Annotated in this window: 27 protein-coding genes; 9 read left to right on the forward strand and 18 right to left on the reverse strand. The window is 64.6% G+C overall.

Going from position 1 to position 25,748, the window contains the following annotated elements; translation table 11 throughout:
• The first annotated feature begins 127 nt into the window (after positions 1-127).
• Together K3165_RS06590 and K3165_RS06595 are read left to right on the forward strand one after the other, a co-directional pair.
• Positions 128-739, forward strand: a complete 612-nt coding sequence (locus K3165_RS06590) for a DUF4136 domain-containing protein (protein ID WP_345720583.1) — start codon at positions 128-130, stop codon at positions 737-739.
• Positions 736-1,875 carry a M14 family metallopeptidase gene (locus K3165_RS06595; protein WP_221547961.1) on the forward strand — a complete coding sequence of 380 codons (1,140 nt, stop codon included), beginning with the start codon at positions 736-738 and terminating at the stop codon, positions 1,873-1,875. Before K3165_RS06590 ends, K3165_RS06595 begins: the two co-directional genes overlap by 4 nt.
• A 6-nt stretch (positions 1,876-1,881) precedes the next feature.
• Here K3165_RS06595 and K3165_RS06600 read toward each other — a convergent pair whose 3' ends face one another.
• The 5 genes from K3165_RS06600 to K3165_RS06620 all read right to left on the reverse strand — a co-directional run bounded on the left by K3165_RS06600 (position 1,882) and on the right by K3165_RS06620 (position 4,808).
• The gene (locus K3165_RS06600; RefSeq protein WP_221547962.1) at positions 1,882-2,886 is read right to left on the reverse strand and encodes a S66 peptidase family protein; all 1,005 of its coding nucleotides are present in this window, start codon (positions 2,884-2,886) and stop codon (positions 1,882-1,884) included.
• Between the two features lie 41 nt (positions 2,887-2,927).
• On the reverse strand, positions 2,928-3,101 hold the full coding sequence (locus K3165_RS06605) for a hypothetical protein (RefSeq protein WP_221547963.1): 174 nt from the start codon (positions 3,099-3,101) through the stop codon (positions 2,928-2,930).
• A gap of 64 nt (positions 3,102-3,165) precedes the next feature.
• On the reverse strand, positions 3,166-3,582 hold the full coding sequence (locus K3165_RS06610; protein WP_221547964.1) for a cytidine deaminase: 417 nt from the start codon (positions 3,580-3,582) through the stop codon (positions 3,166-3,168).
• Positions 3,583-3,592: 10 nt separating this feature from the next.
• A complete protein-coding gene (locus K3165_RS06615) occupies positions 3,593-4,300 on the reverse strand; it encodes a glycoside hydrolase family 25 protein (protein ID WP_221547965.1) in 708 nt (235 codons plus the stop codon).
• Between the two features lie 4 nt (positions 4,301-4,304).
• Positions 4,305-4,808 carry a UPF0262 family protein gene (locus K3165_RS06620; RefSeq protein WP_221547966.1) on the reverse strand — a complete coding sequence of 168 codons (504 nt, stop codon included), beginning with the start codon at positions 4,806-4,808 and terminating at the stop codon, positions 4,305-4,307.
• Between the two features lie 139 nt (positions 4,809-4,947).
• Here K3165_RS06620 and K3165_RS06625 point away from each other — a divergent pair, with 139 nt between their 5' ends.
• The gene (locus K3165_RS06625; RefSeq protein ID WP_221547967.1) at positions 4,948-6,471 is read left to right on the forward strand and encodes a replicative DNA helicase; all 1,524 of its coding nucleotides are present in this window, start codon (positions 4,948-4,950) and stop codon (positions 6,469-6,471) included.
• 3 nt (positions 6,472-6,474) lie between these two features.
• On the opposite strand, the gene K3165_RS06630 is transcribed toward K3165_RS06625, so the two are convergent.
• Positions 6,475-7,662, reverse strand: coding sequence for a phospholipase D-like domain-containing protein (locus tag K3165_RS06630; protein ID WP_221547968.1), 1,188 nt, complete (start codon positions 7,660-7,662; stop codon positions 6,475-6,477).
• Between the two features lie 115 nt (positions 7,663-7,777).
• Here K3165_RS06630 and rpoZ point away from each other — a divergent pair, with 115 nt between their 5' ends.
• Positions 7,778-8,122 carry a DNA-directed RNA polymerase subunit omega gene (gene rpoZ, locus K3165_RS06635; protein ID WP_221547969.1) on the forward strand — a complete coding sequence of 115 codons (345 nt, stop codon included), beginning with the start codon at positions 7,778-7,780 and terminating at the stop codon, positions 8,120-8,122.
• Between the two features lie 67 nt (positions 8,123-8,189).
• On the opposite strand, the gene K3165_RS06640 is transcribed toward rpoZ, so the two are convergent.
• Positions 8,190-8,972, reverse strand: a complete 783-nt coding sequence (locus K3165_RS06640; RefSeq protein WP_221547970.1) for a sterol desaturase family protein — start codon at positions 8,970-8,972, stop codon at positions 8,190-8,192.
• Positions 8,973-9,076: 104 nt separating this feature from the next.
• Between K3165_RS06640 and K3165_RS06645 the strand changes: the two genes are divergently transcribed.
• Positions 9,077-10,246: a DUF3667 domain-containing protein gene (locus K3165_RS06645; RefSeq protein WP_221547971.1), complete on the forward strand. Its 1,170-nt coding sequence runs from the start codon at positions 9,077-9,079 to the stop codon at positions 10,244-10,246.
• 1 nt (position 10,247) lies between these two features.
• Here the strand turns inward: K3165_RS06645 and K3165_RS06650 are convergent, their stop codons facing one another.
• The 3 genes from K3165_RS06650 to K3165_RS06660 form a co-directional block, all read right to left on the reverse strand.
• On the reverse strand, positions 10,248-10,547 hold the full coding sequence (locus K3165_RS06650; RefSeq protein WP_221547972.1) for a hypothetical protein: 300 nt from the start codon (positions 10,545-10,547) through the stop codon (positions 10,248-10,250).
• Between the two features lie 101 nt (positions 10,548-10,648).
• Positions 10,649-12,619 carry an ATP-dependent zinc metalloprotease FtsH gene (ftsH, locus tag K3165_RS06655; protein ID WP_221547973.1) on the reverse strand — a complete coding sequence of 657 codons (1,971 nt, stop codon included), beginning with the start codon at positions 12,617-12,619 and terminating at the stop codon, positions 10,649-10,651.
• A gap of 83 nt (positions 12,620-12,702) precedes the next feature.
• Complete coding sequence (locus K3165_RS06660; protein WP_345720590.1) at positions 12,703-13,329, reverse strand: TetR/AcrR family transcriptional regulator; 627 nt, start codon at positions 13,327-13,329, stop codon at positions 12,703-12,705.
• A 95-nt stretch (positions 13,330-13,424) separates the two neighbouring features.
• Between K3165_RS06660 and K3165_RS06665 the strand changes: the two genes are divergently transcribed.
• From K3165_RS06665 to K3165_RS06680, 4 genes are read left to right on the forward strand one after another with little or no spacing between them, the layout of a single operon-like run.
• Positions 13,425-14,558, forward strand: coding sequence for an ABC transporter permease (locus K3165_RS06665; protein WP_221547975.1), 1,134 nt, complete (start codon positions 13,425-13,427; stop codon positions 14,556-14,558).
• A complete protein-coding gene (locus K3165_RS06670) occupies positions 14,558-15,301 on the forward strand; it encodes an ABC transporter ATP-binding protein (RefSeq protein WP_247713902.1) in 744 nt (247 codons plus the stop codon). Before K3165_RS06665 ends, K3165_RS06670 begins: the two co-directional genes overlap by 1 nt.
• Positions 15,301-16,293: an efflux RND transporter periplasmic adaptor subunit gene (locus K3165_RS06675; RefSeq protein WP_221547976.1), complete on the forward strand. Its 993-nt coding sequence runs from the start codon at positions 15,301-15,303 to the stop codon at positions 16,291-16,293. The genes K3165_RS06670 and K3165_RS06675 overlap by 1 nt, the downstream gene beginning before the upstream one ends.
• Complete coding sequence (locus K3165_RS06680) at positions 16,290-17,717, forward strand: efflux transporter outer membrane subunit (protein WP_247713903.1); 1,428 nt, start codon at positions 16,290-16,292, stop codon at positions 17,715-17,717. The genes K3165_RS06675 and K3165_RS06680 overlap by 4 nt, the downstream gene beginning before the upstream one ends.
• Here K3165_RS06680 and K3165_RS06685 read toward each other — a convergent pair.
• The 8 genes from K3165_RS06685 to mobA all read right to left on the reverse strand — a co-directional run bounded on the left by K3165_RS06685 (position 17,687) and on the right by mobA (position 25,748).
• On the reverse strand, positions 17,687-18,655 hold the full coding sequence (locus K3165_RS06685; protein ID WP_221547977.1) for a HupE/UreJ family protein: 969 nt from the start codon (positions 18,653-18,655) through the stop codon (positions 17,687-17,689). The two genes, K3165_RS06680 and K3165_RS06685, sit on opposite strands and share 31 nt — an antisense overlap.
• Positions 18,652-19,437, reverse strand: coding sequence for a peptidyl-prolyl cis-trans isomerase (locus K3165_RS06690; protein WP_221547978.1), 786 nt, complete (start codon positions 19,435-19,437; stop codon positions 18,652-18,654). The genes K3165_RS06685 and K3165_RS06690 overlap by 4 nt, the downstream gene beginning before the upstream one ends.
• Entirely contained in the window at positions 19,434-21,368 is a 1,935-nt protein-coding gene (locus K3165_RS06695) for a DUF3604 domain-containing protein (RefSeq protein WP_221547979.1), read from the reverse strand. Before K3165_RS06695 ends, K3165_RS06690 begins: the two co-directional genes overlap by 4 nt.
• A gap of 41 nt (positions 21,369-21,409) precedes the next feature.
• Complete coding sequence (locus K3165_RS06700) at positions 21,410-22,078, reverse strand: exopolysaccharide biosynthesis protein (RefSeq protein ID WP_221547980.1); 669 nt, start codon at positions 22,076-22,078, stop codon at positions 21,410-21,412.
• A gap of 58 nt (positions 22,079-22,136) precedes the next feature.
• On the reverse strand, positions 22,137-22,586 hold the full coding sequence (locus K3165_RS06705) for a MaoC family dehydratase (RefSeq protein WP_221547981.1): 450 nt from the start codon (positions 22,584-22,586) through the stop codon (positions 22,137-22,139).
• On the reverse strand, positions 22,586-24,004 hold the full coding sequence (locus K3165_RS06710; protein WP_221547982.1) for an aldehyde dehydrogenase family protein: 1,419 nt from the start codon (positions 24,002-24,004) through the stop codon (positions 22,586-22,588). Before K3165_RS06710 ends, K3165_RS06705 begins: the two co-directional genes overlap by 1 nt.
• Before the next feature lie 28 nt (positions 24,005-24,032).
• A complete protein-coding gene (locus K3165_RS06715; RefSeq protein ID WP_221547983.1) occupies positions 24,033-25,109 on the reverse strand; it encodes a CaiB/BaiF CoA transferase family protein in 1,077 nt (358 codons plus the stop codon).
• 69 nt (positions 25,110-25,178) lie between these two features.
• Positions 25,179-25,748 (reverse strand): molybdenum cofactor guanylyltransferase, encoded by a 570-nt coding sequence (gene mobA / locus K3165_RS06720; RefSeq protein WP_221547984.1) that lies wholly within the window; start codon positions 25,746-25,748, stop codon positions 25,179-25,181.

A 25,748-nucleotide genomic window follows, 5' to 3' on the forward strand; every position in this document is an offset into this window, starting at 1 on the left:
GACGCCTAGCATACGATTTGGTAAGGGCAATTGCCTAAGAGGCCGCCCGCATGCCTTGCGGAGCCTTGGGCGCGCCTGAGCGTTCAATGGGACACACCCGCCGGATCCGCATCGCATGAAAGGTCGCATGATGAAGCTCACAACCCTCCTTCCCGCCGCCATGGCCTCGCTCGCACTCGCCGCCTGCGCGACTGCGCCCGGCCCGGTCGAGGTCACGCGCTTCGTCGCGCCCGAAACCGCCGGACAGCTTGCCCAGGGCACGGTCTTCGTCGCGAGCATGGACGGGAAGGACGACGACAGCCTGTTCCTCGCACCCTACAAGGCAGCGGTCGCGGCGGAACTCGTCCGCCTCGGCTACGCCGAGAGCGACCGCGAGAGCGCCGACCAGATCGCGACCGTCAGCCTCGAGAAATACGTACTCGAAGCAGGAGGCGGACGCCGTTCGCCGGTGAGCGTGGGCGTCGGTGGCAGCACCGGCACCTATGGCTCGGGCGTGGGTGTCGGCATCGGCATCAACCTTGGCGGCGGCGAACGCGACAAGGTCGGCACCGAACTTGCCGTCACCATCCGCGATGCCGCTACGTCCGCCAGCCTGTGGGAAGGCCGCGCGGACTTCCGAGTGAAAGATAATTCCCCCCTTGCGCAATCAACCGCCAACGCGCAGACGGTGGCCGCCGCGCTGTTCAGCGATTTTCCCGGCAACAATGGCGAAACCATAGAAGTAGAGGTCTCCGAGTGAGCGATATCCGGATCGATTCAGCTTTCGACAGCGGCAACATCGAAGTCCTGTCGGTGGACGGCGCAACTGCGACGCTCGCCATTCCGCTGGATACGAACAGCGAGTTCAAGCAGTGGTTCCACTTCCGCGTCGCCGGCGCGAAGGGCCGCGAACTGGTGCTGAAGATCACGCAGCTTTCGGACAGCGCCTATCCCGATGGCTGGCCCGGCTATGACGCCTGCGTATCGGAAGACCGCGATTACTGGGGCCGCGCCTCGTCATCCTACGACAAGGACGAGCAGGGCGGCACGCTGACGATCCGCTACACGCCCGCCAGCGACATCGCCTGGTTCGCCTATTTCGCACCCTATTCGATGGAACGTCACCACGACCTCGTCGCCGAGGCAGCTGCGTCTGAAGGTGTCGACCATATCGCTCTCGGCAATACGCTCGACGGACAGCCGATCGACTGCCTCGAAATGGGCGAAGGCAGCTTCAACGTGTGGCTCTATGCGCGCCAGCATCCGGGCGAGACGCAGGCGGAATGGTGGATGGAAGGCGCACTCGAAGTGCTCACCGATCCTGCAGACAGCGTCGGCCGCAAGCTGCGCCAGCGTTGCCGCCTGCACATCGTGCCCAACTGCAATCCCGACGGCTCGCGCCGCGGCAACCTTCGCGTCAACGCAGCAGGTGCCAACCTCAACCGCGAGTGGGAAAACCCGACCGCCGAACGCAGCCCCGAAGTGCTCGCGATCCGCAACCACATGGACAAGACCGGCGTCGATTTCGCCATGGACGTCCACGGTGACGAGGCGATCCCCGTCAGCTTCCTTGCCGGCTACGAAGGCATCCCCTCGTGGACCGACGAGCATGGCGAGCGCTACTACAGCTACGAGCGCATCCTCGACCGCCGCACCCCCGATTTCCAGACCGAGTTCGGCTACACCAAGGCCGCTCCGGGCAAGGCAAATCTCTCGATGAGCACCACGCAGGTCGCCGAACGTTTCGGTGCGACCTCGATGACCCTCGAAATGCCCTACAAGGACAACCACGCCGATCCCGAGCCCGAGCAGGGCTGGTCGCCGGAACGCTGCAAGATGCTCGCACGCGACTGCCTTGCGGCGCTGGTCGTGTGGCTGGACGCGCAGGACGCCTGACGCGCCTCAGCGCACGATCGGCCTCTTGAGTTCGATCGTGCGCGCGTCCGCATCGATCTCCACATCGCCGCCATGCGGCAGGCTCAATTGCCCGCGGTGATGGCCGATATTCGCGCCCACGAATGCGGGAATCCCGAGCGGGGCGAGATACCTGTCGAGCACCTCGTCCAGCGTCAGTCCGGCATAGTCGGGGTCGTCCGAAGCGCAGTTGCGGCAGCGACCGAAAACCACGCCTGACGCCCTGCCGAGCACGCCTGACAGCGCAAGCTGCTGAAGCATGCGATCGATGCGGTATTCCTCCTCGTTCACGTCCTCGAGGAACAGGATCGCACCGTCGAAATCGGGCGTCCACGGCGTGCCCATCAAGGTCGAGAGCACGGTGAGGTTGCCGCCGAGCAGCCTTCCGCGGGCGCGCCCGGAAGTGATCGTCCGTCCGGTCGAGAGCTCGCCATCATCTGCCAGCACCGGTGTCTCGCCGGTGAAGCCTAGCCGCCAGAGGCTCTCCCAGCTCGCCTTCGGCCACGGGCTGCTCGCATTGGGCGCATGCAGCGTGGCAAATCCCGCCCGCGCAGCGATCGCGAGATGCAGCGAGGTCGTATCGCTATAGCCGATGAGCAGCTTGGGATTGCGCGCGATCATGTCCCAGTCGAGCAGTTCGAGCAGGCGCGCGCCGCCCCAGCCGCCGCGGATCGCGAAGATTGCGGCGATATCGTCGTCGGCGAACATGGCATTGAGGTCGGCCGCGCGTTCGGCATCAGTTCCGGCAAGGTAGCCGTCGGTGCGTGCGACATTGGCGCCCACCTTCGGAACAAGGCCCATGCCGCTGACATTGTGCTGCGCAAATGCGATCTCGCCTTCCGAAACCGCACTGGCCGGAGCGATCAGGCCGACCGTGTCCCCGAGCGAAATGCGGCGCGCTATCCTCCGACCTCGCGCCAGCGCAGTCGCCGGTGAACCCAATGCCAAGGAGAAGGCTGCCATCGAGCCAAGTGCGCCGCGCCGGTCGATCATGCGACCGGTCCTAGCGGGAGGCAGGCAGCTAGGCCAGCGCCTCAGCTAGCGGCGAGTTTCTGCGCTACGCTCTCGGGGGTGCCGGTGACCAGCAGTGGCTGGCTCCCGATGATGCCGACCAGAGTCTGACCATTCTCGCCGATACGCAGCCATGCGACATTGCTCGCGACGACCATGTAATTGCCGCCGCGGGATTCGAGATGAACGAACTTCATTGGGCTCACTCCGGACGCACTTTGCGCCACGAAATCCAGCTAGCCGAAACAAGTGAAGAAAGGCTTAGTCGAGGCTTGCGGGGCCGAAGGCGTCGGGCAGCAATTCGCTCAGACGAACGCGGCGCACTTCCTTGGGGCCGACACACAGGACGAGCGGATCGGTGCCGCCCAGTTGCGCCAGCTCGTTGAGCACCTGGCGGCAGCGCCCGCATGGCGTGATCGGCGCATCGCCGCCCTTGTCGAGCGGGCCCGTGACCGCGACCGCTTCCAGACCGCCGCGCACGCCATCGGCCATCGCCTTCGACACCGCGACCGTCTCTGCACACAGCGCGAGGCCGTAGCTCGCATTCTCGATATTCGTGCCCGTGACCACGCTGCCATCGGAAAAGCGCAGCGCGCTGCCCACGGCAAAGCTGGAATAGGGCGAATAGGAGTTCTCGGCGGCGCCGCGTGCGGCAGCGATCAGCTCTTCATCGGTCATGCGCCCACCCCTAGGGTCGCACGACCAGCCAGCGCAAGGGCTTCTCTGCCGCTTCGCTGGCGTAGGCCGAATTGGCGGTCCACACGGTCCATGGCCGCCCGCCGTAATCGGGCTCCGTCATGTTGCCATCGAGCCAGAGCGCGCGTTCGAGCCGGCGTGCCGGGCGATAGCGTCGTTCGAATTCTTCGCCAGGAGCAAGCACCACCGGCGCTTCGGTATGCGATTCGATCTGGTTCACTAGCGTCAGCAGCTCGCTCTGGACCGCAGCCTCCGACACGCGCTCGAAGCACTGGTCGGCGGTCCGCGTGAGGCGGATCGCAGGCGGCAGCAGTTCCGCATCGCGGGGGACGATCGTGACGTAATTGGCCGATTGCCCGTCTGCGGTTTCGCAAGGGTCGAACAGGTGGACCGCGCCGACCTGCAGTCCGGCTTCTCGGGCAGCTTCGAGATTGCGCGAGAAATTGGCGTCCTTTCCGCGCGCGCCGCGACTGGCCTCGAGGTAGACGAAGCCCGCACCCAGCCCCTTGAGCACTTCGAAATCGACGGCGCCGTCGCCCTCGCCGACAAGCGCGCCCTGGTCGGGATAGACCGCCTCGTCGGGCCGCCAGCCGCGCTGTTCGTATTGGAGCCAGAGCCAGTAGCCACCACCGATCAGTGCCAGCAGCAGCGCCAGCTTCACGATCAGCCCGAGACGGCTCTTCTTCTTCCTGCGCGCCATCGCCTCAGCCCTTGATGTGGAGCACGCAGATCAGCGTGAAGAGGCGGCGCGCAGTCGCGAAATCGGTCTCGACCTTGCCATCGAGCCGTTCGAGCAGGAGTTCGGCGGCGCGGTTGTGAATGCCGCGCCGGGCCATGTCGATCGTCTCGATCTCGCCCGGGGTCGCCTTGCGGATCGCCTGGTAATAGCTGTCGCAGATCGCGAAATATTCGCGGATCGGACGGCGGAAACGCGCAAGGCCGAGGAGCAATTCCTCGATCACCACGTCGTCCGTATCGGCAATCGTGAGCAAAAGGCGCCCGTCACGCACGGCGAGGCGCAGGTGATAGGGCCCGTTGGCGCCGCGCTCTGCCGCGCGCACCGGCTTGAAGGTATTTTCCTCGATCAGGTCGAAGATGGCGATGCGCCGTTCCTGTTCGATATCGGCATTGCGCCAGATGATCGTCTCCTCGTCGAGCTCGATCTTCGCAATGCGCTGGTCGCCGGATGAGGATACGGAATCGGTCATTGTTCGAAGGCTGCTTTCGCAACTGCGAGCATGCGGGGCAAGGGGGCATGTTTTCATCCCCGATATCCACAAGCGGCTGCGACAAATCCGCACGCCCAACCGCTTGATGCCGGAGTCCGGCTCGGACATGGTGCCGCGCATGGCCGACACCGATCTCCTTTTTCCCGCTACCGATTCGACTCCTGCCAAGGACGTGCAGGGCCAGACCCTGCCCAGCAACGTCGAGGCAGAGGCCGCATTCCTTGGCGCGGTGCTGATCGACAACCAGGTCGTGCAGGAGCTCAATACGCCGCTCCAGCCGCATCATTTCTTCGAACCGGTGCACCAGCGCATCTACGAGCGGATACACAAGCTGATCGATCGCAATTCGGTCGCGACGCCGGTGACGCTGAAGCCCTATTTCGAAAGCGACGAGGCCCTGAAGCAGCTCGGCGGCGTGACCTATCTCGCGCAGCTGACCGCCGACGGACAGGGCCTGCTCGCGACCGGCAAGCTGGCCGAACAGATCTACGACCTTGCGCTGCTGCGCGAACTGGTCAGCGTCGGCCGCAACCTCGTCGAAGGCGCACTGGACACCTCCGAAGAAGTCGCGCCGATGGACAAGATCAGCCAAGCGGAGGCCGATCTCTACAAGGTCGCCGAGGGCGCAACGACGGGTAGCGAGGCGCAGGATTTCCGCACCGCCGCGCTCGGCGCGCTGAAGATGGTCGAGGCCGCGATCAATTCGGGCGGCAAGTTCTCAGGCAAGACCACCGGCCTCGAAACGGTCAACGACAAGACCTCCGGCCTGCACAATTCCGACCTTATCATCCTCGCCGGGCGTCCCGGCATGGGCAAGACCTCGCTTGCCACCAACATCGCGTTCAACGCGGCGCGCCGCCTGATGGACGACAAGAAGATCGGCATCGAGGGCGAGGATTCGCCCGGCGCCGCCACGGCCTTCTTCAGCCTGGAAATGAGCGCCGACCAGCTGGCCACGCGTATCCTTGCCGAGACCGCAGAGATCTCATCGGAAAAGCTGCGTTCGGGTAAGCTGTCGAAGGAGGAATTCCAGCGCCTGTCCTTCGCCAGCCAGGAACTGAACGAACTCCCGCTATACATCGACGACACGCCCGGCCTCACCATCGGTTCGCTGCGCACGCGCGCACGACGGTTGAAGCGCCGGCACGACATCGGCCTCGTCATCGTCGACTATTTGCAGCTGCTGCAGGGTTCGGGCCGCGCGAACGACAATCGTGTGAACGAAATCTCGGAGATCAGCCGAGGCCTCAAGACGCTCGCCAAGGAGCTGCACGTCCCCGTGATTGCGCTTTCGCAGCTCAGCCGTGCGGTGGAGCAGCGCGAGGACAAGCGCCCGCAGCTGTCCGACTTGCGCGAATCCGGCTCGATCGAGCAGGACGCCGACATGGTCTGGTTCATTTTCCGCGGCGAATATTACCACAACGCGCTGAAGCCCGACACGCCTGACGAGACCAGCAGCGAGGACGTGCGCCAGAAATATGCCGACTGGGAAGCGCGCCACCTCGAGCTGGTCAACCGCGCCACTTTGATCGTCGCCAAGCAGCGTCACGGTTCGACCGGCAATGTCCCGCTGCTGTTCCAGAGCGAGTTCACCAAGTTCACCTCGCCCGAAATGCGCGGCGGCTACGAGGATTACGAATAAGGCCTAGATGCCGAGGTTGGTGCGCCGGGTGACGGTGTAGTCGATTACGGACACCAGCACCCAGCCGAGCGACCAGCGGATGCGGTTCCACAGGGTCGCGCGCTTGCGGTGCTTTTCCAGCGTAATTTCCTCCGATGCCTCGATGTGCTGCGTGACGAACTCGCGCATCCGGTCGGCCAGCGCCTTGTCCTCGATCCGCAGCATGATCTCGAGGTTCAAATATAGACTGCGCATGTCGAAATTGGCGCTGCCCATGTAGACGGCATCATCCAGCACCAGCAGCTTCGTGTGCAGCTTGCAGGGTGAGAATTCCCAGATCTTCGCCCCGCGCTTGAGCAGGTATTTATAGAGTGACCGGGTCGCCCCGATGGTGGCGCCATTGTCGCTCTTGGCGGCCATCAGCAGGCGCGTCTCGCCCTGCCTAGCCACTCCCGCGATCCGCTTGAGCAAGGTATAGGGCGGCGAGAAATAGGCCATGAAGATATCGAGCTTCGAACCTTCCTTCATGTCCTGCGATATGCGCCGCGCCCAGGTCGACAACCCGCGGGTCGGCCCGCCGACGAGCCAGCGCGCGCGGCCCGATCCGGACTTCCACTCCCAGTTGCGAACCGTCTTGGTAATTGCGCGGAAATGCGCCCGGTCGTCATCGGTCCACTCACGCAGCTTGGCGAACCAGTCGTTGAGACCCTCGACCCCGTCGCCCTCGATATGGATCGCCAGGTCGTTCCAGCCATTGCGTTCTGGCGGCGCGAAGTAATCGTCCTCGATATTGAAACCGCCGAACATCGCCCGCTCGCCATCGGCGATGACCATCTTCTGGTGGTTGCGAATGAGGTAGCGCATCGACCAGCGCGGGCTGAAGAAGAGATAGCACCCACCACACTCCACCAGCGGCTTGAGGAATTTCTCCGTAGCCGAGGCGCCGAAGCGGTCGATGATCAGCGTGACGTCGACACCGCGCGAGGCCGCCTCGCAGAGCGCATCGCGCAGTTCGGTCGAGACGTCGTCCTCGGCAAAGATGTAGAAGCAGACATCGAGCGTGTGCTTTGCCGAGCGGACCAGTTCCATCAGCGCTTTGCGCCGGTCATCGCCTGCCGGATAGAAGGTGAGCGACTGGCCCTGCGCCTCCACCGAAAAGGGCGGCGGATCGCGAAACGCGACCGGTACGGCTTGAGTGGCTGGCTCTCCCATGTGCCAGATGCTTTAGCGCGTGCAGCGAAAGGCGCAAATCCTTGACTATTTCGCCCCGCGACCCTATCTGCTCCGCTCTTTCCGAGATTCTCGAACTTATTACACCGGAGTGCCCATGGCGCGCGTTACCGTCGAAGATTGCGTAGACAAGGTTCCCAACCGTTTCGATCTCGTCCTGCTGGCTGCCCAGCGGGCACGTGAAATTTCGGGCGGTGCGGAAATCACGCTCGATCGTGACCGTGACAAGAACCCCGTCGTCGCCCTGCGCGAAATCGCGGAACAGACGGTCAAGCCGAAGGACCTCAAGGAAGCTGCAATCACCAACCTGCAGAAGATCCTTCCGGACGACGATGACGAGATGGATGAAGTCGGCTCGCTGAGCCAGTCGGCCGAAGCCCTGCGCATCACCGCATCGGCACCGACCCGTTCGACTTCGATCGGGGCAGACTACGAAGGCTGATCCTTCGGGCTTGCTGCAAACATGAAAACCCGCCCCTCACCGGGCGGGTTTTTCATTTGGCGAACCATTATTTGCGAAACGGAAGCAGCAGGCTCCAGACCAGCGCATAGGGGCGCTTGTCCTGGTATTCCTCGAGCCCGATCGTAAGCTCGCCCTGTCCCTTGCCGACGTAAGTACCGAAAAGGCGATCCCAGCCTGACAGCAGCGTGCCGTAATTGCTGTTGGTCTCGCGCTCGATGGTGGAATGATGGATCCGGTGCATGTCGGGCGTCACCAGTACCGCGCGGACCGGTCCCTCCAATGCGCGGGGCAGCGCGAAGTTCGCATGGGTGAAGAGCGTGGCGAGGTTGAAGACCAGCTCAAACAGGAAAACGCCCCAGACCGGCAGCCCCAGCGCGACCACGACCGTCATCTTGAAAACCATGCTCGCCACGATCTCTATGGGGTGGAACCGCGCCGCGGTCGTCACGTCGAAGGCAGGGTCAGAATGGTGGACCTTGTGCAGGCGCCAGAGCAGGGGGATCCGGTGGGTCGCCCAGTGCTGGACATAGAGAGCGAGGTCCATAGCCACGATGGCAGCGATGATCCCGGCCCATTGCGGTATGTCGAACTGGTTGAGCACCCCCCAGCCGCGTTCCTGCGCCAGCGCCGCCGCACCGACCATCAGCAGCGGGACCAGCAGGCGCACCGCCAGCGTGTCGATGGCAAAGAGCGCCAGATTGGTCACCCAGCGCTTGCCGCGCGGTGCGCGACGCGCCGGTGCCACGAGCTCGATCCCCGCAAACAGGGCGAACACCCCCGCCATTGCACCAAGGGCGTATAACTCAGCCGATGTGCCGATGGCGTCCATGTCCGGCTTTTCGCAAGGCGGCCACGGTGTCGCAAGTCCAATCGTAGCGGTTTGCGTCTGCGCAATGGCGGCCTATGATGCATCGGCACGGCAAGGGGGATTTCGTGAGCGATATCGGCGATGCAATCGGTACGGCGGTAGAGGGCGGCCTGTTCGCCAAGGCCATCGACGGGCGCGGCAAGAACGGCACCCCGCTCGAGAAGGGCCACTTCGCCGAAGGAACATGCCTTAATTGCGGCACCGAGCTTCTCGGCCCGCACTGCCACCAATGTGGCCAGCAGGCGCATCTCCACCGTACGCTCGGCGCTTTCCTGCACGACCTGCTCCACGGCGCGCTGCATTTCGAAGGGCGGACGTGGAAGACGCTCCCCAAGCTTGCGTTCAAGCCCGGTGAGCTGACCCGCCGCTATATCGATGGCGAGCGGGCGCGCTTCGTTTCTCCCATGGCGCTGTTCCTGTTCTCGATCTTCCTGATGTTCGCGGTGTTCCAGTTCGCGGGCATCACAGCGCCGACCGACCTGCAGGGAGATACCGGCGCGGACCTGACCGAACGCGCCAGCGAAGGCTTCCAGGCGCTCGAGGAACGGCTGGCAACTGTCGAGAAGAAGCTCGAAGACGAAGACCTCGGTGAAGCAGAGCGCACGAGGCTCGAAGCCGAACAGGAAGAGCTGTCGCAGCAGATCTCCGACCTGCGCGAAGCGGGCGAGAACATCCCCTTCCTGAAAGAAATCACCACGGGCGAGGCCTCCACCGCCCCAAGGCCCGAAGTGGACGAGGACGGCAACACCATCATTCCGCTCACCAAGGACGCGGACGGCCCGACCATGAGAATGGACGGTTCGGGAATCGACTGGGTCGATGCAGCCATCGGCAAGTGGCGCAAGAACCCGGGGCTCATGCTCTACAAGCTGCAGACGAACTTCTACAAGTTCAGCTGGCTGCTGATCCCCCTGTCGATCCCGTTCGTGTGGCTGCTCTTCGCCTGGCGGCGCAAGTTCAAGGCTTACGACCACGCGATCTTCGTGACCTATTCCCTGAGCTTCATGACGCTGCTGATCCTCACGATCACGCTTGCGGGGCTAGCCGGGGCGCACGAGATCTTCATCGTCTTCGCATCGATGCTGATCCCGCCGATCCACATCTACAAGCACCTGCGCGGCGCTTATGGCCTTTCGCGCTTCTCGGCCATCTGGCGCCTCGGCGTGCTGTCGCTGTTCATCGCGATCGTGCTGACGATATTCCTGCAGCTAATACTGCTGCTCGGCTCCTTCTGAGCTAGTCGTTCGGATTGGCCTGGTCGCTGTTTAGCTCGTCGCCGAGGATCGGTGCCGGGCCGGGGCTTTCCTTGTCGCCTTCCTCGATATGCTGCTCGAGATTGGCAGCGCCCTCGCTGACCGCACCGGCGGCATCCTTCGCGCCTTCTTCGATCACTTCGCCGACCACCGCGGCATTGGCTTCGATGTCGTCACCGGCAAGCTCGGCAGTGCGCGCGGCATCCTCCTGCGTTTCCTGCGAGCAGGCAGCGAGGCCTGAAAACGCGGCGACGGCAATGATGGCAGAGTAGGTGCGGTTCATGGTCTGACCCTCGAAATCGTGGATATACCCGCCACCAACGCAAGAAGGGCGCCGAGGGTTTCCCCGCGGCGCCCTTCCGTTTTCATTGGCTGGTCCGGAAATCAGGCCCCGGCAGGGGCTCCGTCACCAGAGCCGCCGAACTTCTTGCCCGCCTTGGGAACGGTCGAGCTGCCCGCCGGGCGCACGACCACAGGGCCCTTGGGCTCATCGGGGCGGTCGATCTTTCCGTCCTTCATCAGCTGGTCGATCTCTTCACCGGTCAGCGTCTCGTATTCGAGCAATGCCTGCGCGAGCAGGTGGAGCTTGTCCTCCTGCGCGGTCAGCACGTCCTTGGCACGCTTGAGGCCGCCTTCGACCAGTTCCTTGATCTCGGCATCGATCATCTTGTTGGTTTCGGCGCCGGCCATGGTCCGCGCGGTCTGGCCCATGCCGAGATAGCCTTCCTGGCTTTCCTCGTACATCAGCGGGCCGAGCTTGTCGGACATGCCCCACTTCGTGACCATGTTCTTGGCGAGGTCGGTGGCATACTGGATGTCGCCGCTCGCTCCGCTCGAGACCTTGTCGTGGCCGAAGATGATTTCTTCCGCGACGCGGCCGCCCATGGCGACTGCGAGGTTCGCGTGCATCTTGTCGCGGTGGTACGAGTAATTGTCGCGTTCCGGCAGGCGCATCACCATGCCCAGCGCGCGGCCGCGCGGGATGATCGTGGCCTTGTGGATCGGGTCCGATGCCGGCTCGTTCAAGGAGACCAGCGCGTGGCCTGCCTCGTGATAGGCGGTCATCTTCTTCTCGTCTTCGTCCATGACCATCGATTTGCGCTCTGCGCCCATCATGACCTTGTCCTTGGCGTCCTCGAATTCCTGCATCGCGACGAGGCGCTTGTTGCGGCGCGCCGCAAGCAAGGCTGCTTCGTTGACGAGGTTTGCAAGGTCCGCACCCGAGAAGCCCGGTGTACCGCGCGCAATGGTGCGCGGGTTCACGTCGGGTGCCAGCGGCACCTTCTTCATGTGCACGGCGAGAATCTTCTCGCGTCCGTCGATGTCGGGGATCGGCACCACGACCTGGCGGTCGAAACGGCCCGGACGCAGTAGCGCGGGGTCGAGCACATCGGGACGGTTGGTCGCCGCGATGATGATGATGCCTTCGTTCGCTTCGAAGCCGTCCATCTCGACCAGCAGCTGGTTCAGAGTCTGCTCGCGCTCGTCGTTCGAATTGCCGAGGCCGTGGCCACGGCTACGACCGACAGCGTCGATTTCGTCGATGAAGAGGATGCAGGGTGCGTTCTTCTTGGCCTGCTCGAACATGTCGCGCACGCGGCTTGCGCCGACGCCGACGAACATTTCGACGAAGTCAGAACCCGAAATGGTGAAGAAGGGCACGCCTGCCTCACCCGCGATGGCGCGTGCGAGCAGCGTCTTACCGGTACCGGGCGAACCGACCAGCAGCGCGCCCTTGGGGATCGTGCCGCCGAGCTTGGAGAAGCGCTGCGGGTCCTTCAGGAACTCGACGATTTCTTCCAGTTCCTCGCGCGCCTCGTCGATGCCGGCGACATCGTCGAAGGTGACGCGGCCCTGCTTTTCGGTGAGCATCTTGGCCTTGGACTTGCCGAAGCCCATCGCGCCGCCCGCGCCGCCGCCCTTCTGGACCTGACGCAGTGCGAAGAAGGCGATGCCGAGGATCAGCAGGAACGGCAGGATCTGGATCAGCGCATAGATCAGCATGTTGCCGTTGTCGGCTTCCTTGCCCGAATACTGGACGCCGTTTTCTTCCAGCAGCTCGGTCAGCTTGGGATCGTTGCGAACGGGGATCGTGCTGAACGCCTCGCCACCGGTCGTCTTGCCGACGATCGCCTCGTCGGAAATCACCACCGATGCGATCTGGCCTTCGGCAACCTTGTCCTTGAAGTCGGAGTAGAGCAGCGGAGTACCAGCCGGCTGGCTACCGCCGCCGAACAGCGAAACCACCAGCAGCAGGCCGAGGAACACGCCGCCCCATACCATGAGGCTCTTGATCCACGGGTTTGGGCCGTTGCCTTCGGGCTCGGGCGACTGGTTTTCGTTTTCGTCACGCATTGCTGGGTGCAATCCTTTCCTGGAATTGCTGATGTAGGTGCGGGCGTGTGAATGACAAGTTTAGCACAGGCGCTATTTCGGCGCTAATCGCGATCACACTCATCGACTGCGTAGGCCCGGCAGAACACCTCGACCGCCCCCTCGATACGCTGGCGGTCGCGCACTGGATCGACGGGATGGCCGAAACGCCGCTCGAGGTCGCCCATCCCCTTGCACATGCTGGCAAACTGTTCGACCGCCAGCTCGATATCGTCGATCTCGACCTCTCCCGCCTCCACCATCGCGCGCATCAGGCCGGCAAAGGCCGCCTTCATGCGGTGCGGACCCGAGGCCAGGAAAGCAGCGCCGATCTCCGGCTCATGCTCGGTTTCCGCAGCGATACGGCGTTCGAACTGAACCATTTCGGGGCGTGAGAGGAAGGCCATCATGGCCTCGCCCACCGCCGTCATTCGCTGGCGAAGCGAACCGCGCAGGTCTGGCGTCGTCTGGAACTGCCCGCGCATCTTCTCGCATTCGAGTTCCACTGCCGCGGCAAACAGGCCGCGCTTGTCGCCGAAGTGATTGTAGACGGTGACCTTGGACACGCCGGCATCTGCGGCGACCTGCTCGATCGAGGTCGCCGCAAATCCCGAATCGAAGAAGGCACGACCGGCCGCATCGAGGATCGCCTCGCGCTTGGCCTTGTCGGCCGGCCTCCCGGCCTTTTTCACGTCGCTTGACAAAGTGAACGGTCCCGTTCAGTTGAACGCCATCGTTCAGTAATGGACGAGTCGCCCGTTCAACGCAAGCAGAGGTCGCCAAGGACATGATCTGGATAGCCATCCGCATGCTGACGGGTGATCCGCAGAAGTTCTTCGGGCTGGTCTTCGGCATTGCCTTCTCGACCCTGCTCATCACCCAGCAGCTGACGATCTTCGTCAACCTGCTCGAACGCGGCGCGAGCGGCGTCTACAATGTCTCGAGCGCCGATGTCTGGGTCATGGACCCGGTCAGCCGCACCACCGATGTCGCCTATGCCATGCCCTCTACCGCGCTCGACAAGGTGCGCGGTGTGCCCGGGGTAGAATGGGCTGTCCCGCATATCCGTGCGCAGGCCTCGGTCCGCACGAAGGACGGCGATCTCGAAGGCGTCGCGGTGATCGGCGTGGACGATGCGACCCTCATCGGCCTGCCCAAGAACATGGTCGAAGGCTCGATCGACGTACTCTCGCAGCCCGACAGCGTGATCATCGACGATGTCGGCACGACGCGCATGTTCCCCGGCCAGTCGCCTATCGGCGAGCGGCTGGAGCTGAACGACCAGCGCGCGGTCATTCGCGGGATCGCCGACGCCGTCCCCAGCTTCACCAGCACGGTCGTCCTCTACACGAAGTACAGTCAGGCGCTGAACTACGTGCCCGGCACACGTAACCGACTTTCCTTCGTCCTCGTCGGCGCGGAAAACCCGGCGGAAGCGAAGGCTCTTTCCGAAAAGATCGAGGAAGAGACCGGCCTCAAGGCACAGACGCGCGAGGAATTTGCCCGCGACGGAGTCCAGTTCATCATCGATAACACCGGCATTCCCTTGAACTTCGGGATCACCGTCGCGCTCGGCTTTATCGTCGGCGTGGCGATCGTCGGCCTGACCTTCAGCCTCTTCATCCGGGACAACATCAAGCAGTTCGGCGCACTGAAGGCGATCGGTGTCACCAATGGCAAGATCCGCCGAATGGTCGCAGCACAGGCGGGGCTGGTGGGACTGATCGGATACGGTCTGGGCGTGCTCGGCACGGTCGGCTTCATCCAGGCCTTCTCCTCCAATCCGACCTTCAAGGGCTTCTACATTCCCTGGCAGATCCCGTTGATCAGTGCGGCAGCGGTCACGATCATCCTGGCGTTGACCGGCTGGCTGGCTCTGCGCAGCGTGCTCAAGACCGAACCTGCGTCGGTGTTCCGCTAATGGGCAAGAAAATGGACACCTCGGCCATCGGCGGCTGCAATCCCGAAGCGGCGATCTGCACGCGCGCCGTCACGCGTGATTTTCAGGCCGGGCAGCAGACGATCACCGTCCTCCACGGGATCGATCTCGACGTAAAGGCGGGCGAGCTCACCTTCCTCGTGGGCGAAAGCGGATCGGGCAAGACGACGCTCATCTCGATCATGTGCGGCATCCTCTGGCCGACCCAAGGCGAGGTGAAGGTCTTCGGCACCGACATCTACGACCTGTCCGACGATGAGCTGGTCGAATTCCGACTCAACAACATCGGCTTCATTTTCCAGCAGTACAATCTGATCCCCTCGATCGATGCCGCCAGCAACGCGGCCGTCCCGTTGATTGCACAGGGCATGGAGCGGCACGAGGCCCGTGAGAAGGCCGTAGCCATGCTGGAGAAACTCAATATCGGCGATCAGGCCGACAAGCTGCCCAACCAGCTGTCTGGCGGCCAGCAGCAGCGCGTCGCCATCGCCCGCGCGCTGGTGCACGAACCGCGTCTCGTGGTCTGCGACGAGCCGACCGCCGCGCTCGATGCCGCTTCGGGTCGCCGCGTCATGGACCTGCTGCGCGAAGTGGCCGTCGCCGAAGACCGCGCCTGCATCATCGTCACCCACGACAACCGCATTTTCGACATGGCCGACCGCATCCTCGTGCTCGAGGACGGGAAGGTCACGCATGACGGCGATCACATGCCGGAGGATCACTAATGGCACTCGATATTCGCAACTTGAGCTTCTCGCGGCAGATCCTGCCGGTGATCGCGGTGGTCGGACTGATCTTTGCCGCCCTCTACATCCTGTCGGGCCAGCCCGACCGCGAGTTGTCCGACCCCGACCGCGAACCGCCGCGCACGCCCGAAGCGCTGGCCGACGAGGCGCGTGTCGCAGGTTCGGGCATCGTCGAACCGTCGAGTGAGCTGGTCCAGATCGGCTCGGCCCTGTCGGGTCTCGTCACCGGCCTCTACGTCCAGCCCGGCGACCGCGTGAGCGAGGGCCAGACGCTGTTCACCGTCGATGATCGCGCCGTGCGCGCGCAGCTGCGCGAAGCCAATGCCGCGATTGCCGAAGCGCGTGCCGCCATCGCCGAAGCGCAGAGCGCACAGGCCACTGCCGCGAGCCAGCTCTCGCTCTATCGCAATGTCGACGACCCCGCCGCCGTCAGCCGTAGCGAGGTGATCCGCGCGGAAGGCGAAGCCAGCGCCGCCGCCGAGCGCCTTCGCCTGGCACGAGCGCGGCTTGACGCCGCCCAGGCCCGCGCAGGTTCGGCTCGCACCGAGCTGGGCCGCCTGACCGTGCGCGCCCCGATTGCGGGCGAAATCCTCGCGGTGAATATCCGCAAGGGCGAATATGTCAGCACCATGGGCGGAGGCGGCTCGCAGCCCTTCATCGAGATGGGCCAGACCCAGCCGATGCATGTGCGCATCGATATCGATGAGGAACAGGCCCCGCGCCTCGCCATGGGCGAACCCGCCACCGTCAGCCCGCGCGGCGCATCGGACCAGCAGGTACAGGCCAGCTTCGTTCGCGCAGAGCCGCTGGTCGTTCCAAAGCGCTCGCTCACCAATTCGGCTGCCGAGCGCGTCGATGTGCGCGTCCTGCAGGTAATCTACGAATTGCCGGCGGACTCGGTTGGCGACGACGGCCTGTTCCGTGTCGGCCAGCAGGTCGATGCCTATATGCCGGCGAAGGCAGGCGAATGATGCGCACCATCACCCTTGCCGCAAGCGCGCTGGCCCTGTCGGCCTGCGCGGGCGGACCTCCGCCCGAGGTCGCTACGCCAACGCCGGTCCTGCCGCAGCAGTTCTACCATGCACCTGACGCAGGAACGGGCGCAGAGCTTGCCGCGCTCCTGCCGACTTCCGATCCCGCTTATGACACGCTTGCAGCACAAGCGCTGGCAGGGTCCCCGACCCTCGGCGAGGCCGTGGCGCGGATCGAACAGGCACGTGCCGGAGCCGCACGAGCCGGGGCGGAGCGCTTGCCCGCTATCGGTGCCAACGCATCTGTCACGGGCACCCGAACCAATCCTGCGCAATTTGGCACCTCACTACCGCCGGGAATTGCCTTCGACACCGAACGCGTAGCCTATGCCGCCAACCTGACGGCGCGCTGGGATCTCGATGTCTTCGGCCGCCTGCGCGCGCAGGAACGCGCCGCGCTGGCCCGTGTCGACGCCGCCGACGCATCGGCGCTCGCCGTTCGCAACGCCCTGCTGGCCGAGATTGCCGCGAGCGTCATCGACTGGCGCACCCTCGAAGCCCGGCAGGCGGAGATCGAAGACGACATCGCCGCTGCCGAGGAACTGGCGCGGCTGGCGGGTGTGCGCGAACGCGCCGGGATTGCGCCGGGCTTCGACCGCGTGCGGGCGGAAAGCGCCGCCAATGCCTCGCGCAGCCGACTTGCCGCACTCGACAGCGAGCGTGCGCGGCTGACTGGTCGCCTCGTCACCCTGACCGCGCAGGGCGGCATGCAGGTTCGCGCCGCCATGGCGCTCGGGGCTGCGGACACCGAACTTCCCGCACCGCCTGTTGCGCTGCCCTCGTCGCTGCTGGTGAACCGGCCCGACATCCTTGCGGCCTCCGCCACGCTGGCCGCCGCCGATGCCGAGCTTGCCGCGACCGCGCGTCGCCGTTTCCCGACTTTCGACCTGTCGGCAGCACTCGGCCTGCTCGCCTTCAGTCCCGGCGACCTGTTCGACGAGGACAGCATCGTCGGCTCGATCGCCGCCACGATTGCCGGACCGCTGCTCGACTTCGGCCGGATCGAAGCCGAGATCGACGGCGCCGCTGCCGGAAAGCGTGCCGCATTCGAGGCCTATCGCGGCGCAGTCTATACCGCGCTGGGCGACGCCGAAGCCGCCTATGGCCTCGTCGCCGCAGCCGACCGCGAACTGGCCGCAGCTGGCGCAGAGGCAGAAAGCCTGCAGCGTGCTGCGCGCCTTGCCGAAACGCGTCAGGAAGCGGGCCTTGCCGATTTCCTCACCGTGCTCGAAGCGCGGCGGGCAGCCGATGCAAGCGGCGAACGTGCCGCGGCTGCGGTGGGCCGTGCCAAGCGCGCCCGGGTCCTCTTGTGGCAGGCGCTGGGCGGTGACCCTCAGCCGATCACGCGGTCGATCAGCCAGTAGGCCCCGATTATCCCGATGGGATAGGAGGCGAACCGGATTGCCCGCGCCTCCAGACCCGGCCTGACACGACGTAGCCCTTCCACCAGTGCCAGCACGGCGGCGATGACGATCAACTGGCCGGCCTCCACCCCGAGGTTGAAGCTGATAAGCGCGGCGGGCACCTCGCCTTCGGGCAAGCCGATCTCGCGCAGGGCTCCTGCAAAGCCGAAACCGTGGAGCAGGCCGAAAACGAACGCGACCAGCCACGGCAGGCGGCGGGTCAGCGTCTCGCGCGTGCCGCGGGCGATCTCTACCGCGAGGAAGACGATCGAGAGGGCGATCAGCGCCTCGACCGGACGCTGCGGCAATCCGGTCAGGCCGAGCGTCGTGCCTGCCAGCGTGATCGAATGCGCAATTGTGAAGGCAGTCGCTGCTTTCACGACGGCCCAGCCGCCGCGCACCAGCAGCACGAGCGCAATGACGAAGAGGAGATGGTCCCATCCCGTGAGGATGTGGTCTACCCCGATCAGGAAATAGCCCTGCCAGACCTGCGCGCTCGACGGGCGCTCGGCAATTGTCGCGAGCGGGGCTTCGGGCGTCAGGCGATGGACCTGTACGGGCCGGTCCTTTGGAGCAACGCGCAGGATAGCCTCGCCCGGCGCGGGGAAGCTCCAGCCCATCTCCTGTCCTGCCACCTCGCCCGAACAATTCACGTCGGCGCGGCCCGTCACGACTGCGGGCGCGATCACCAGGTCAGGGTTGCTCGAGAACTGGCAATTGCCGGGCAGGACAGGGCGTACCGGCTCGGTGTTTGCTCGCGGAGCACGCGGCTCGCGCCAGCCCAGCGACCACTCGGTTGCCGAGACCTGCTCGAACTGGATCGATACGGGCCGCAGTTCGTCTGCCGCAGCGACCGCGGGCATCGACAGCATCAGGACCGCAAGCAACCAACGGATCATTCGACCTCGATCCGGTAGGCGTCGCGCAGCACCTCGTAGGCCTTCTCGCGGCGCGCCTGGATGGTGCGGCTACGCCATTCCGCCTCCACCCTTTCGCTGATCTCGGCAAAGGGTGGGACGCTCCCTTCCCCACGCCGGTTCAGGCGCACGAGATGCCAGCCGTAGCCCGAGCGTATCGGGCCCTGCCACTGCGACCCGGCGGTAAGCCGCCCGACTTCCTCCGCGAACTGCATCCCGAACACTTGCGCCACGTCACGTTCTTCCATGCCTTCGACCGCGCGGGGCAGGCTGATCGTCTGACCGACAGGTTCCTCGCCATCGCGTGCGGCCAATGCTCCGCTCTCGCTGGAAAAGTAGACCTGCTCGAAAGTCAGCAGGCCGCCGGTTTCGAAGGCACCCGGGTTCTCCGCCAACCATTCGCGCAGTTCGGCCTCGGAAGGCTGCGCCAGTTCGACTTCGGCTCCGGCGAGTTCGTCCATCTTGGCCGCCAGCCTTCGCCTGACGACCGGATCACCCTGATCGAGCCCCAGCCGCAAGGCCTCGCGGTAAAGCACTTCCTCGCGAGTCCAGCGATCGATCTGGGCATCGAGTTCGGCATCTGTCGGCGGGCGCCCCATCGTGCGCTCGAAACCGAGCGCGAGCCCGGCCTGTTGCTCGCGGCTCAAGGTGATCGTGCGTTCGGCCGGATCGACGGGATCGCCACCGCGCGCGAGCAAGCCCCAGATCGCGGCACCGGCAATCAGGAAATGCGCGAGCGGATCGCGCAGCAGCCTTCTTATCATCGCTCGTCCATGATCGGCGGCCCGTCACCCGGTGCCCTGCGCGGACGCAACCAGACGGGCGAGGAATAGGCGCGTTCCTGGATGACATTCGCCTCGACCACGTCTGCCGGCAGGTCGAGACCGAAGCGCTTTGCATCGAACAGCACCCAGCTCGGCGTGGGGATTTCGATCACGCGCACATAGTAGAAGGCGCGCTGCCCTTCGGCGTAGTCGGGATCGGTCCAGGTAACCCGAAGTTCCGAAGCTCCGATTGAGTTCTCGTAGGTCGCCTCGCTCCGGTTGACCGTGTCGCCGACCGGCGGGACCGGCGAATTCGAAGCGCCATCCATTTCGCGCGCGCTCCACGCGACATCATAGACCTTTTCCCGGGCCTCGCCGCTCGCATCGACCCATCCCTTCACGACCTGCACGCGGTCGAGATTGGCGCCGTCGGGATCCTTCAGGGCGCTGATAAGGAAGGTCGCAGCCTTGCCGCTGTCTTCCAGCTCGCCGCCCATTGGCACGCCGCGTGTATAGCCTGCGCGCACCCAGTCGCCGTCCCAGTCGCCATCGGTGAAATCGAAGCCGGCGAAGAGCCGCACAACCATGCGCGGGCCGGTCGTGGCGTAGACCTCGCGCCGCATGAAGGCGTCGAAGATTTCCGCGCGCGTGTTCCCCCTCGCCCAGGCCGCGGCATAGCCGCCGGCAAGGTAATGCCAGCCAAAACGGCCGACCCGCGTACCGAGGTTCTGGCCCTCCATCGCACGGCCTTCGCGCGGCTCGTTGCCCGTGTGCTTGCCGAAGAAATTGTCCTCGTCACCCGTGGCCAGCGCAGTGTGGCTGTCGGTCGATCCGACGAGACCGAAGGCATAGGGATTGACGCCGAGCTGCTGTTCCAATGTCAGCCCGCGCAGCAGTGCCGAGCGGACGTAGCTGCCGGCATACATGTCGGGCGTAGCTTTCGCGGTCAGCGGCAAATTGCCCAATTCCCACCCGGCGACCCCGAAGCCTGCGAATTCATCGTTGGGCGAGAGGAAGGGATGCGTCTCGCTGTCGCCCTTGATCTGCGTCGCCTCGACCACCGGCTCGCGCGCGGCACGGCGGCGGGCATATTGCGCACTCATGGCGCCGCCATCGGGACCCGTCAGCTCGAACATCATGCCGTTCGACAAGTTGGAATTGTGCGGGATCGCCAGCACCTTGCCACCGGTGTTTTCCTCGTAGGCGTCCATATAGTCCCACAGGCCGGTGACCTCGCCGTCGATCCCCGGATAGGGAAGGATCTCGCCGGTCTTCGCGCTGCCGTCCCGGAACATGACCACGCGGTGCAAATTATTGCCGCCCGGCATCAGCGTCCATTCGAAGCCGGCAAAGGCGGTGAACCTGCCCGGCTCGTTATAGCGGTCGAGGATGTCGAGATGACGATCCCACAGCTCGCGCGTATTCTTTTCCTGCTGTGCGGGATCGCGCAGCGCTTCGGGAATCTCGTCATTCGCCGCTGCCGTGATCAATTCTGCCACCGCGCGCGTCGATTGCTCGGGGCTTTCGTGCATCATGTCGTACCAGCGGCGCAGTGTGGGATCGCGGACCATCATGCGCGGTGCATCGTAAAGCCTGCGCGTCGCGCCCATCGCGTCGGAATGATCGGCGATGACAAGGAAATCGAGCGGGCGGTCAAGCTTTGCCGTCATGCCCGTGGTCGCGGTGACCTGTTCCCCGCGGGCGAACTTGAGCGCGTCCTCGGGTCCGAGGCGAACGCCGAAACCGAAGGCATCGACAGAGACATCGGTATGGAGGTGGGTGTCGCCCCAATAGGGACGGTCGGGAAATTCCGCGAGCTCGATCGTGTCGGTGCCGTCGCCGGATTGCGCCTCGGTCGCGTCCGCCGGCAATCGATCGCTACAGCCTGCCAGCAACAGGCTTAAAGCTGCGACTCCGATGAGTTTTTGCATCGCTTGTCCTCCCCCGCGCAACTGTGCGCAGGGCGACGCGATCAGGTCAAGGTCGGCCCTTCGTCGAGCGGAGCGATCCACGCGCTCGAGCTGCTCTCTTCGTCATCGGAGTTGTAATAATAGTAGGTCCCGCCAGCGACCGCCGCTGCGGCAAGCAGTAATGCCGCAAGCATGACGAGGCCGTCGCGCACGATCAGCGCAAGCCCGATGGTCGCAATCGCCAGCATGGGGGCGGAACTTGCAAACGGCAGGACTTCGAGCGGCGGAACGGTAGCGCAAAGGATCAGGATCGCGAGGGCGGCGATTCTGATCCAGATGCCTTTCGTCAGGAATTCGACTCGGTCGCGGCTGTGTCCGTCGAGCCAGTGGGCGACACCGCGCAGCTTCCCGATAGCCTTGTGAAGCTTCTTCGATTCAACCGCGCGATCCTGGATGAACTGGGGCATCCAGATATGATCCTTGCCGAGCAGCAACTGCACCGCGACCAGCGCGATTATCGATGCCAGCACCGTCGGCGCACCCGGGATCGCCCCGATGGGAGTGATCTCGACCAGCGCGAAAATCATGATGAAAGGACCGAAGCTGCGCTCGCCGAAATCGTCGAGCACATCGCCGATACGCACCTTGTCCCCTTGCGAAGCAAGCTCGTCGAGTTCTCCGATGACGTCTTCTACGCCTTCGGGCTCCTTACCTGACTTGCCTTCGCGCATAGCTCTCCCCTTCGCCGATCAACGCACGAAGCGGGCAAATGGGTACAACCCCCTAAGCTCAGGCGCTTTTCTTGAGCAATGCGGAGCGTTCGCATCGGCACACGACTTCGCCGCGCTGGTTCACCGCTTCGTGGAGGAAGGTCACAATTCCCGTATCGGGGCGCGACTTGCTCTCGCGCAGGCCGATCACCTCGCTGGTGGCATGCAGCGTATCGCCAATAAAGACCGGCTTGGGCATGGCCAGCTTGTCGTAGCCGAGGTTCGCCACCAGCGTGGCGAGCGTGGTGTCTCCGACGCTCAGGCCCACCATCAGCGAGAAGGTGTAGGTCCCGTTGACGAGAATCTGCCCGAACTCGCTTTCCTTCGCCGCCTCGACATCGAGGTGAAGCGGCTGCGGATTGTGCGTCATCACGGTGAAGAAGAGATTGTCCGCTTCGGTCACCGTGCGGCGGATTTCGTGGGTCAGCTTGTCGCCGATTTTCCACTCGTCGAAGAACTTGCCCGCCATCAGCTATGCCCCATCACGGCTTTGACTTCGAGGAAGTCGTGGAAGCCCCACTCGCCCCATTCGCGGCCGTTGCCCGACTTCTTGTAGCCGCCGAAGGCCGCGTTCATGTCATAGCCGCCGTTGATGGCGACCCGGCCTGCACGGATGCGCTTGGCGAGCTTCTTGGCGGTCTCGATGTCCTCGCCCATGATGTGGCTGGCGAGACCGTATTCGGTGTCGTTCGAGATGCGGATCGCGTCTTCGTAATCGTCATAGCCGATCATCGCGAGGACGGGGCCGAAGATCTCCTCGCGCGCGATGGTCATGTCGTTGGTGACATCGGCGAATACGGTCGGCTTGACGTAATGGCCGGTCTCCAGCCCCTCGGGCTTGCCGGGACCGCCAGCGACCAGCGTTGCGCCTTCCTCGATACCCTTTTCGATAAGGCCCTGGATCTTGTCCCACTGCGCCTTGGAGACCACGGGGCCGATCGTGGCGTTGCCCTTGGGATCGCCCGGGATCACGCCCTCGGCAGCTTCCTTCGCCGCGGCCTTGGCTTCTTCCATGCGCTTGTGCGGAACCAGCATGCGGCTGGGTGCAGTGCAGGTCTGGCCCGAATTGCCCATCATGGCGGTGGTGCCGCGCATCACCGACTGGGTGAAGGCGCTATCGTCCAAGATGATGTTGGGGCTCTTGCCGCCCAGTTCCTGCGCCACGCGCTTGACCGTATCGGCAGCGTTCTTGGCGATCAGGATGCCGGCGCGCGTGGAGCCGGTGAAGCTGATCATGTCGATATCAGGATGGCCGCTCATCGCTTCGCCCACGCCCGGCCCGTCACCGTTGACGAGGTTGAACACGCCAGCAGGCACGCCCGCCGCATCCATGATCTCGGCGAAGATATAGGCGTCGAAGGGCGCGATCTCGCTGGGCTTGAGGATCATCGTGTTGCCGGTCGCCAGCGCAGGGAAGACCTTGCAGGCGATCTGGTTGAGCGGCCAGTTCCACGGGGTGATCATGCCGACCACGCCGATCGGCTCCCAGATGTGCAGCGTCGGGCCGTTCTGGCGTTCGAATTCGAACTTCTCCAGCACCTCGATCGCGGTCTGGCAGTGCCCGGCGAGCAGGCCCGTGTGCGGACCGTTGGCGAGGCTCATCGGCGCGCCCATTTCGTCGCTGACCGCCAATGCGAGGTCGTCCTTGCGGTTGGCGATCTCGGCCTGGATCGCGCGCAGAAGGGTAAGGCGCTCTTCCTTGCTGGTCTGGCTGAAGCTTTCGAATGCACGGCGTGCAGCGGCGACCGCCTTGTCGACATCGGCCTTGGTGCCGAAGCTGATGTGGCCGATCGTCTCTTCGGTGGCGGGGTTCTCGACCGGCTGGGTGTTTTTGGTGACCGGGTCGACCCACTGGCCGTCGATGTAGAACTTGGTGCAATCGCGCATTGGGAATTCTCTCCTTGTGCGCGGCTCTCTAGCTCCCTTGCGACCAGCGCGCCACCACCTCTTCGCCGTCTTGTGCACTGTCGCGGATCACGCCCGGCGTGCGATCGAAGCGCGGAGCCGGAGCAGTGTGCGAGCGCCCACCATGATCGACGAATGCACCGCGCGCCTTCATGTGCGGATGGTCCTTGGCCTCGTCGAGCGGGACAACCGGCGCGAAACATGCATCTGTGCCTTCGAGCAGCTCGACCCATTCGGCCTGCGGCTTCGTCTTGAACAGCGCGGCGAGCCTTTCGGTATAATCGTCCCAGTTGGAGGGATCCATCTGCCCTTCGCGTAGCTCTTCGGGCGCATCGGCGCGCTGGAGCAGCTCGGCATAGAATTGCGGTTCGATCGCGCCGACGCTGACTTCCTTGCCGTCTGCACAAGTGTAGCAGCGGTAGAAATGCGCCGCGCCGCCGAGCAGGCCCGCGCCACGCTCTGTGGTGCGCAGCGCGCTGTGCGGCTGGCCGTAGAAGAAGCTCATCAGGCTGGTTACGCCGTCGACGATCGCCGCATCGACCACCTGCCCCTTTCCGCTGCGCTCACGCTCGTAAAGCGCGGCGAGAATGCCGAAGGCGCAATACATCGAGCCGCCGCCGAAATCGCCGACGAGGTTCTGCGGCGGGATCGGCAGTTCGCCCCTCGCTCCGATGCTGTCGAGCGCGCCGGTGATGGCGATATAGTTGAGGTCGTGACCCGCAGCCTGTGCAAGCGGTCCATCCTGACCCCATCCGGTCATGCGCGCGTAGACGAGGCGCGGATTGGCTTCGAGTACGACATCGGGACCAAGGCCAAGGCGCTCCATTACGCCGGGCCGGAAGCCCTCGATCAGCACATCGGCATTGGCGAGCGCCTTCTTCACGAAAGCCTGCCCGTCCTCGCTCTTGAGATCGACCGCCGCGCGGTTTCGAGCGCGCTCGACCACCGTGTTCATCGGCTGGTGACCGGGCCGCTCGATCCGCACGACCTCCGCGCCGAGGTCGGCCAGCAGCATTGCCACGTGCGGGCCGGGTCCGATGCCCTGGAATTCGACGACACGAAGGCCGGTCAGCGGTCCGTTGCTCATATTTCTCTCTCCAGATCTCTCTCACGCGCACCAAAGCAAATCGGTGCGCAATTGCAACCGGTTTGAGAGTCAGGAGAGCCGCAATTCGGCTTCGGCGAGGTCTTCGGGCGTGTTGATATTGAAGAACGGGTCGGGGTCCGCGCCCTCCCATTCCACACCGACGTAGCCGAGCCTGTTAGCCAGTCCGAACAGCGAACGGTCCTCTCCCGCGAGATAGTCGGGAAGCGCCTCTTCCAGCGCTGCTACGCCCCAGAGCGAACAGACAGGAATGTCGCGGCCTCCGCTGCGCGCCATCGCGCAATTGGCACTCTCACCGATCTCGGCGGCGAGCCTTACGGGAACGTCTTCAGGGAGGAAGGGCGTGTCACAGGCCAGCAGCAGCAAGTGGTCGCACTCGCGCCGACGCGCCTCGTCTAAAGCTGCCGCCAGACCGGCGAGCGGCCCCGCTATCCCCTTGCGGTCGCGAATGGTCGCGCAGTCGGCTGCCAAGTCATGCGGCGAGACCACGACCGGCTCGCATTCCCACAACCGCGCCCGGTCGATCGCCCGCTGGAGCAGCGTGACACCTCCAAGCATTCGCTGCGGCTTCCCCCCGCCCATGCGCTGCCCCTCGCCGCCCGCGAGAATGGCGACGAGCAT

Source organism: Qipengyuania xiamenensis (assembly GCF_019711495.1).
Classification (GTDB): domain Bacteria; phylum Pseudomonadota; class Alphaproteobacteria; order Sphingomonadales; family Sphingomonadaceae; genus Qipengyuania; species Qipengyuania xiamenensis.

What these genes read in the sequence shown, in the direction of transcription:
- K3165_RS06590 (WP_345720583.1), top strand. Translation starts at nt 128, where the DNA reads ATGATGAAGCTCACAACCCTCCTTCCCGCCGCCATGGCCTCGCTCGCA.
- K3165_RS06600 (WP_221547962.1), bottom strand. Translation starts at nt 2,886, where the DNA reads ATGATCGACCGGCGCGGCGCACTTGGCTCGATGGCAGCCTTCTCCTTG.
- K3165_RS06605 (WP_221547963.1), bottom strand. Translation starts at nt 3,101, where the DNA reads ATGAAGTTCGTTCATCTCGAATCCCGCGGCGGCAATTACATGGTCGTC.
- K3165_RS06610 (WP_221547964.1), bottom strand. Translation starts at nt 3,582, where the DNA reads ATGACCGATGAAGAGCTGATCGCTGCCGCACGCGGCGCCGCCGAGAAC.
- K3165_RS06615 (WP_221547965.1), bottom strand. Translation starts at nt 4,300, where the DNA reads ATGGCGCGCAGGAAGAAGAAGAGCCGTCTCGGGCTGATCGTGAAGCTG.
- K3165_RS06620 (WP_221547966.1), bottom strand. Translation starts at nt 4,808, where the DNA reads ATGACCGATTCCGTATCCTCATCCGGCGACCAGCGCATTGCGAAGATC.
- K3165_RS06625 (WP_221547967.1), top strand. Translation starts at nt 4,948, where the DNA reads ATGGCCGACACCGATCTCCTTTTTCCCGCTACCGATTCGACTCCTGCC.
- K3165_RS06630 (WP_221547968.1), bottom strand. Translation starts at nt 7,662, where the DNA reads ATGGGAGAGCCAGCCACTCAAGCCGTACCGGTCGCGTTTCGCGATCCG.
- rpoZ (WP_221547969.1), top strand. Translation starts at nt 7,778, where the DNA reads ATGGCGCGCGTTACCGTCGAAGATTGCGTAGACAAGGTTCCCAACCGT.
- K3165_RS06640 (WP_221547970.1), bottom strand. Translation starts at nt 8,972, where the DNA reads ATGGACGCCATCGGCACATCGGCTGAGTTATACGCCCTTGGTGCAATG.
- K3165_RS06650 (WP_221547972.1), bottom strand. Translation starts at nt 10,547, where the DNA reads ATGAACCGCACCTACTCTGCCATCATTGCCGTCGCCGCGTTTTCAGGC.
- ftsH (WP_221547973.1), bottom strand. Translation starts at nt 12,619, where the DNA reads ATGCGTGACGAAAACGAAAACCAGTCGCCCGAGCCCGAAGGCAACGGC.
- K3165_RS06665 (WP_221547975.1), top strand. Translation starts at nt 13,425, where the DNA reads ATGATCTGGATAGCCATCCGCATGCTGACGGGTGATCCGCAGAAGTTC.
- K3165_RS06670 (WP_247713902.1), top strand. Translation starts at nt 14,558, where the DNA reads ATGGGCAAGAAAATGGACACCTCGGCCATCGGCGGCTGCAATCCCGAA.
- K3165_RS06675 (WP_221547976.1), top strand. Translation starts at nt 15,301, where the DNA reads ATGGCACTCGATATTCGCAACTTGAGCTTCTCGCGGCAGATCCTGCCG.
- K3165_RS06680 (WP_247713903.1), top strand. Translation starts at nt 16,290, where the DNA reads ATGATGCGCACCATCACCCTTGCCGCAAGCGCGCTGGCCCTGTCGGCC.
- K3165_RS06685 (WP_221547977.1), bottom strand. Translation starts at nt 18,655, where the DNA reads ATGATCCGTTGGTTGCTTGCGGTCCTGATGCTGTCGATGCCCGCGGTC.
- K3165_RS06690 (WP_221547978.1), bottom strand. Translation starts at nt 19,437, where the DNA reads ATGATAAGAAGGCTGCTGCGCGATCCGCTCGCGCATTTCCTGATTGCC.
- K3165_RS06695 (WP_221547979.1), bottom strand. Translation starts at nt 21,368, where the DNA reads ATGCAAAAACTCATCGGAGTCGCAGCTTTAAGCCTGTTGCTGGCAGGC.
- K3165_RS06700 (WP_221547980.1), bottom strand. Translation starts at nt 22,078, where the DNA reads ATGCGCGAAGGCAAGTCAGGTAAGGAGCCCGAAGGCGTAGAAGACGTC.
- K3165_RS06705 (WP_221547981.1), bottom strand. Translation starts at nt 22,586, where the DNA reads ATGGCGGGCAAGTTCTTCGACGAGTGGAAAATCGGCGACAAGCTGACC.
- K3165_RS06710 (WP_221547982.1), bottom strand. Translation starts at nt 24,004, where the DNA reads ATGCGCGATTGCACCAAGTTCTACATCGACGGCCAGTGGGTCGACCCG.
- K3165_RS06715 (WP_221547983.1), bottom strand. Translation starts at nt 25,109, where the DNA reads ATGAGCAACGGACCGCTGACCGGCCTTCGTGTCGTCGAATTCCAGGGC.
- mobA (WP_221547984.1), bottom strand. Translation starts at nt 25,748, where the DNA reads ATGCTCGTCGCCATTCTCGCGGGCGGCGAGGGGCAGCGCATGGGCGGG.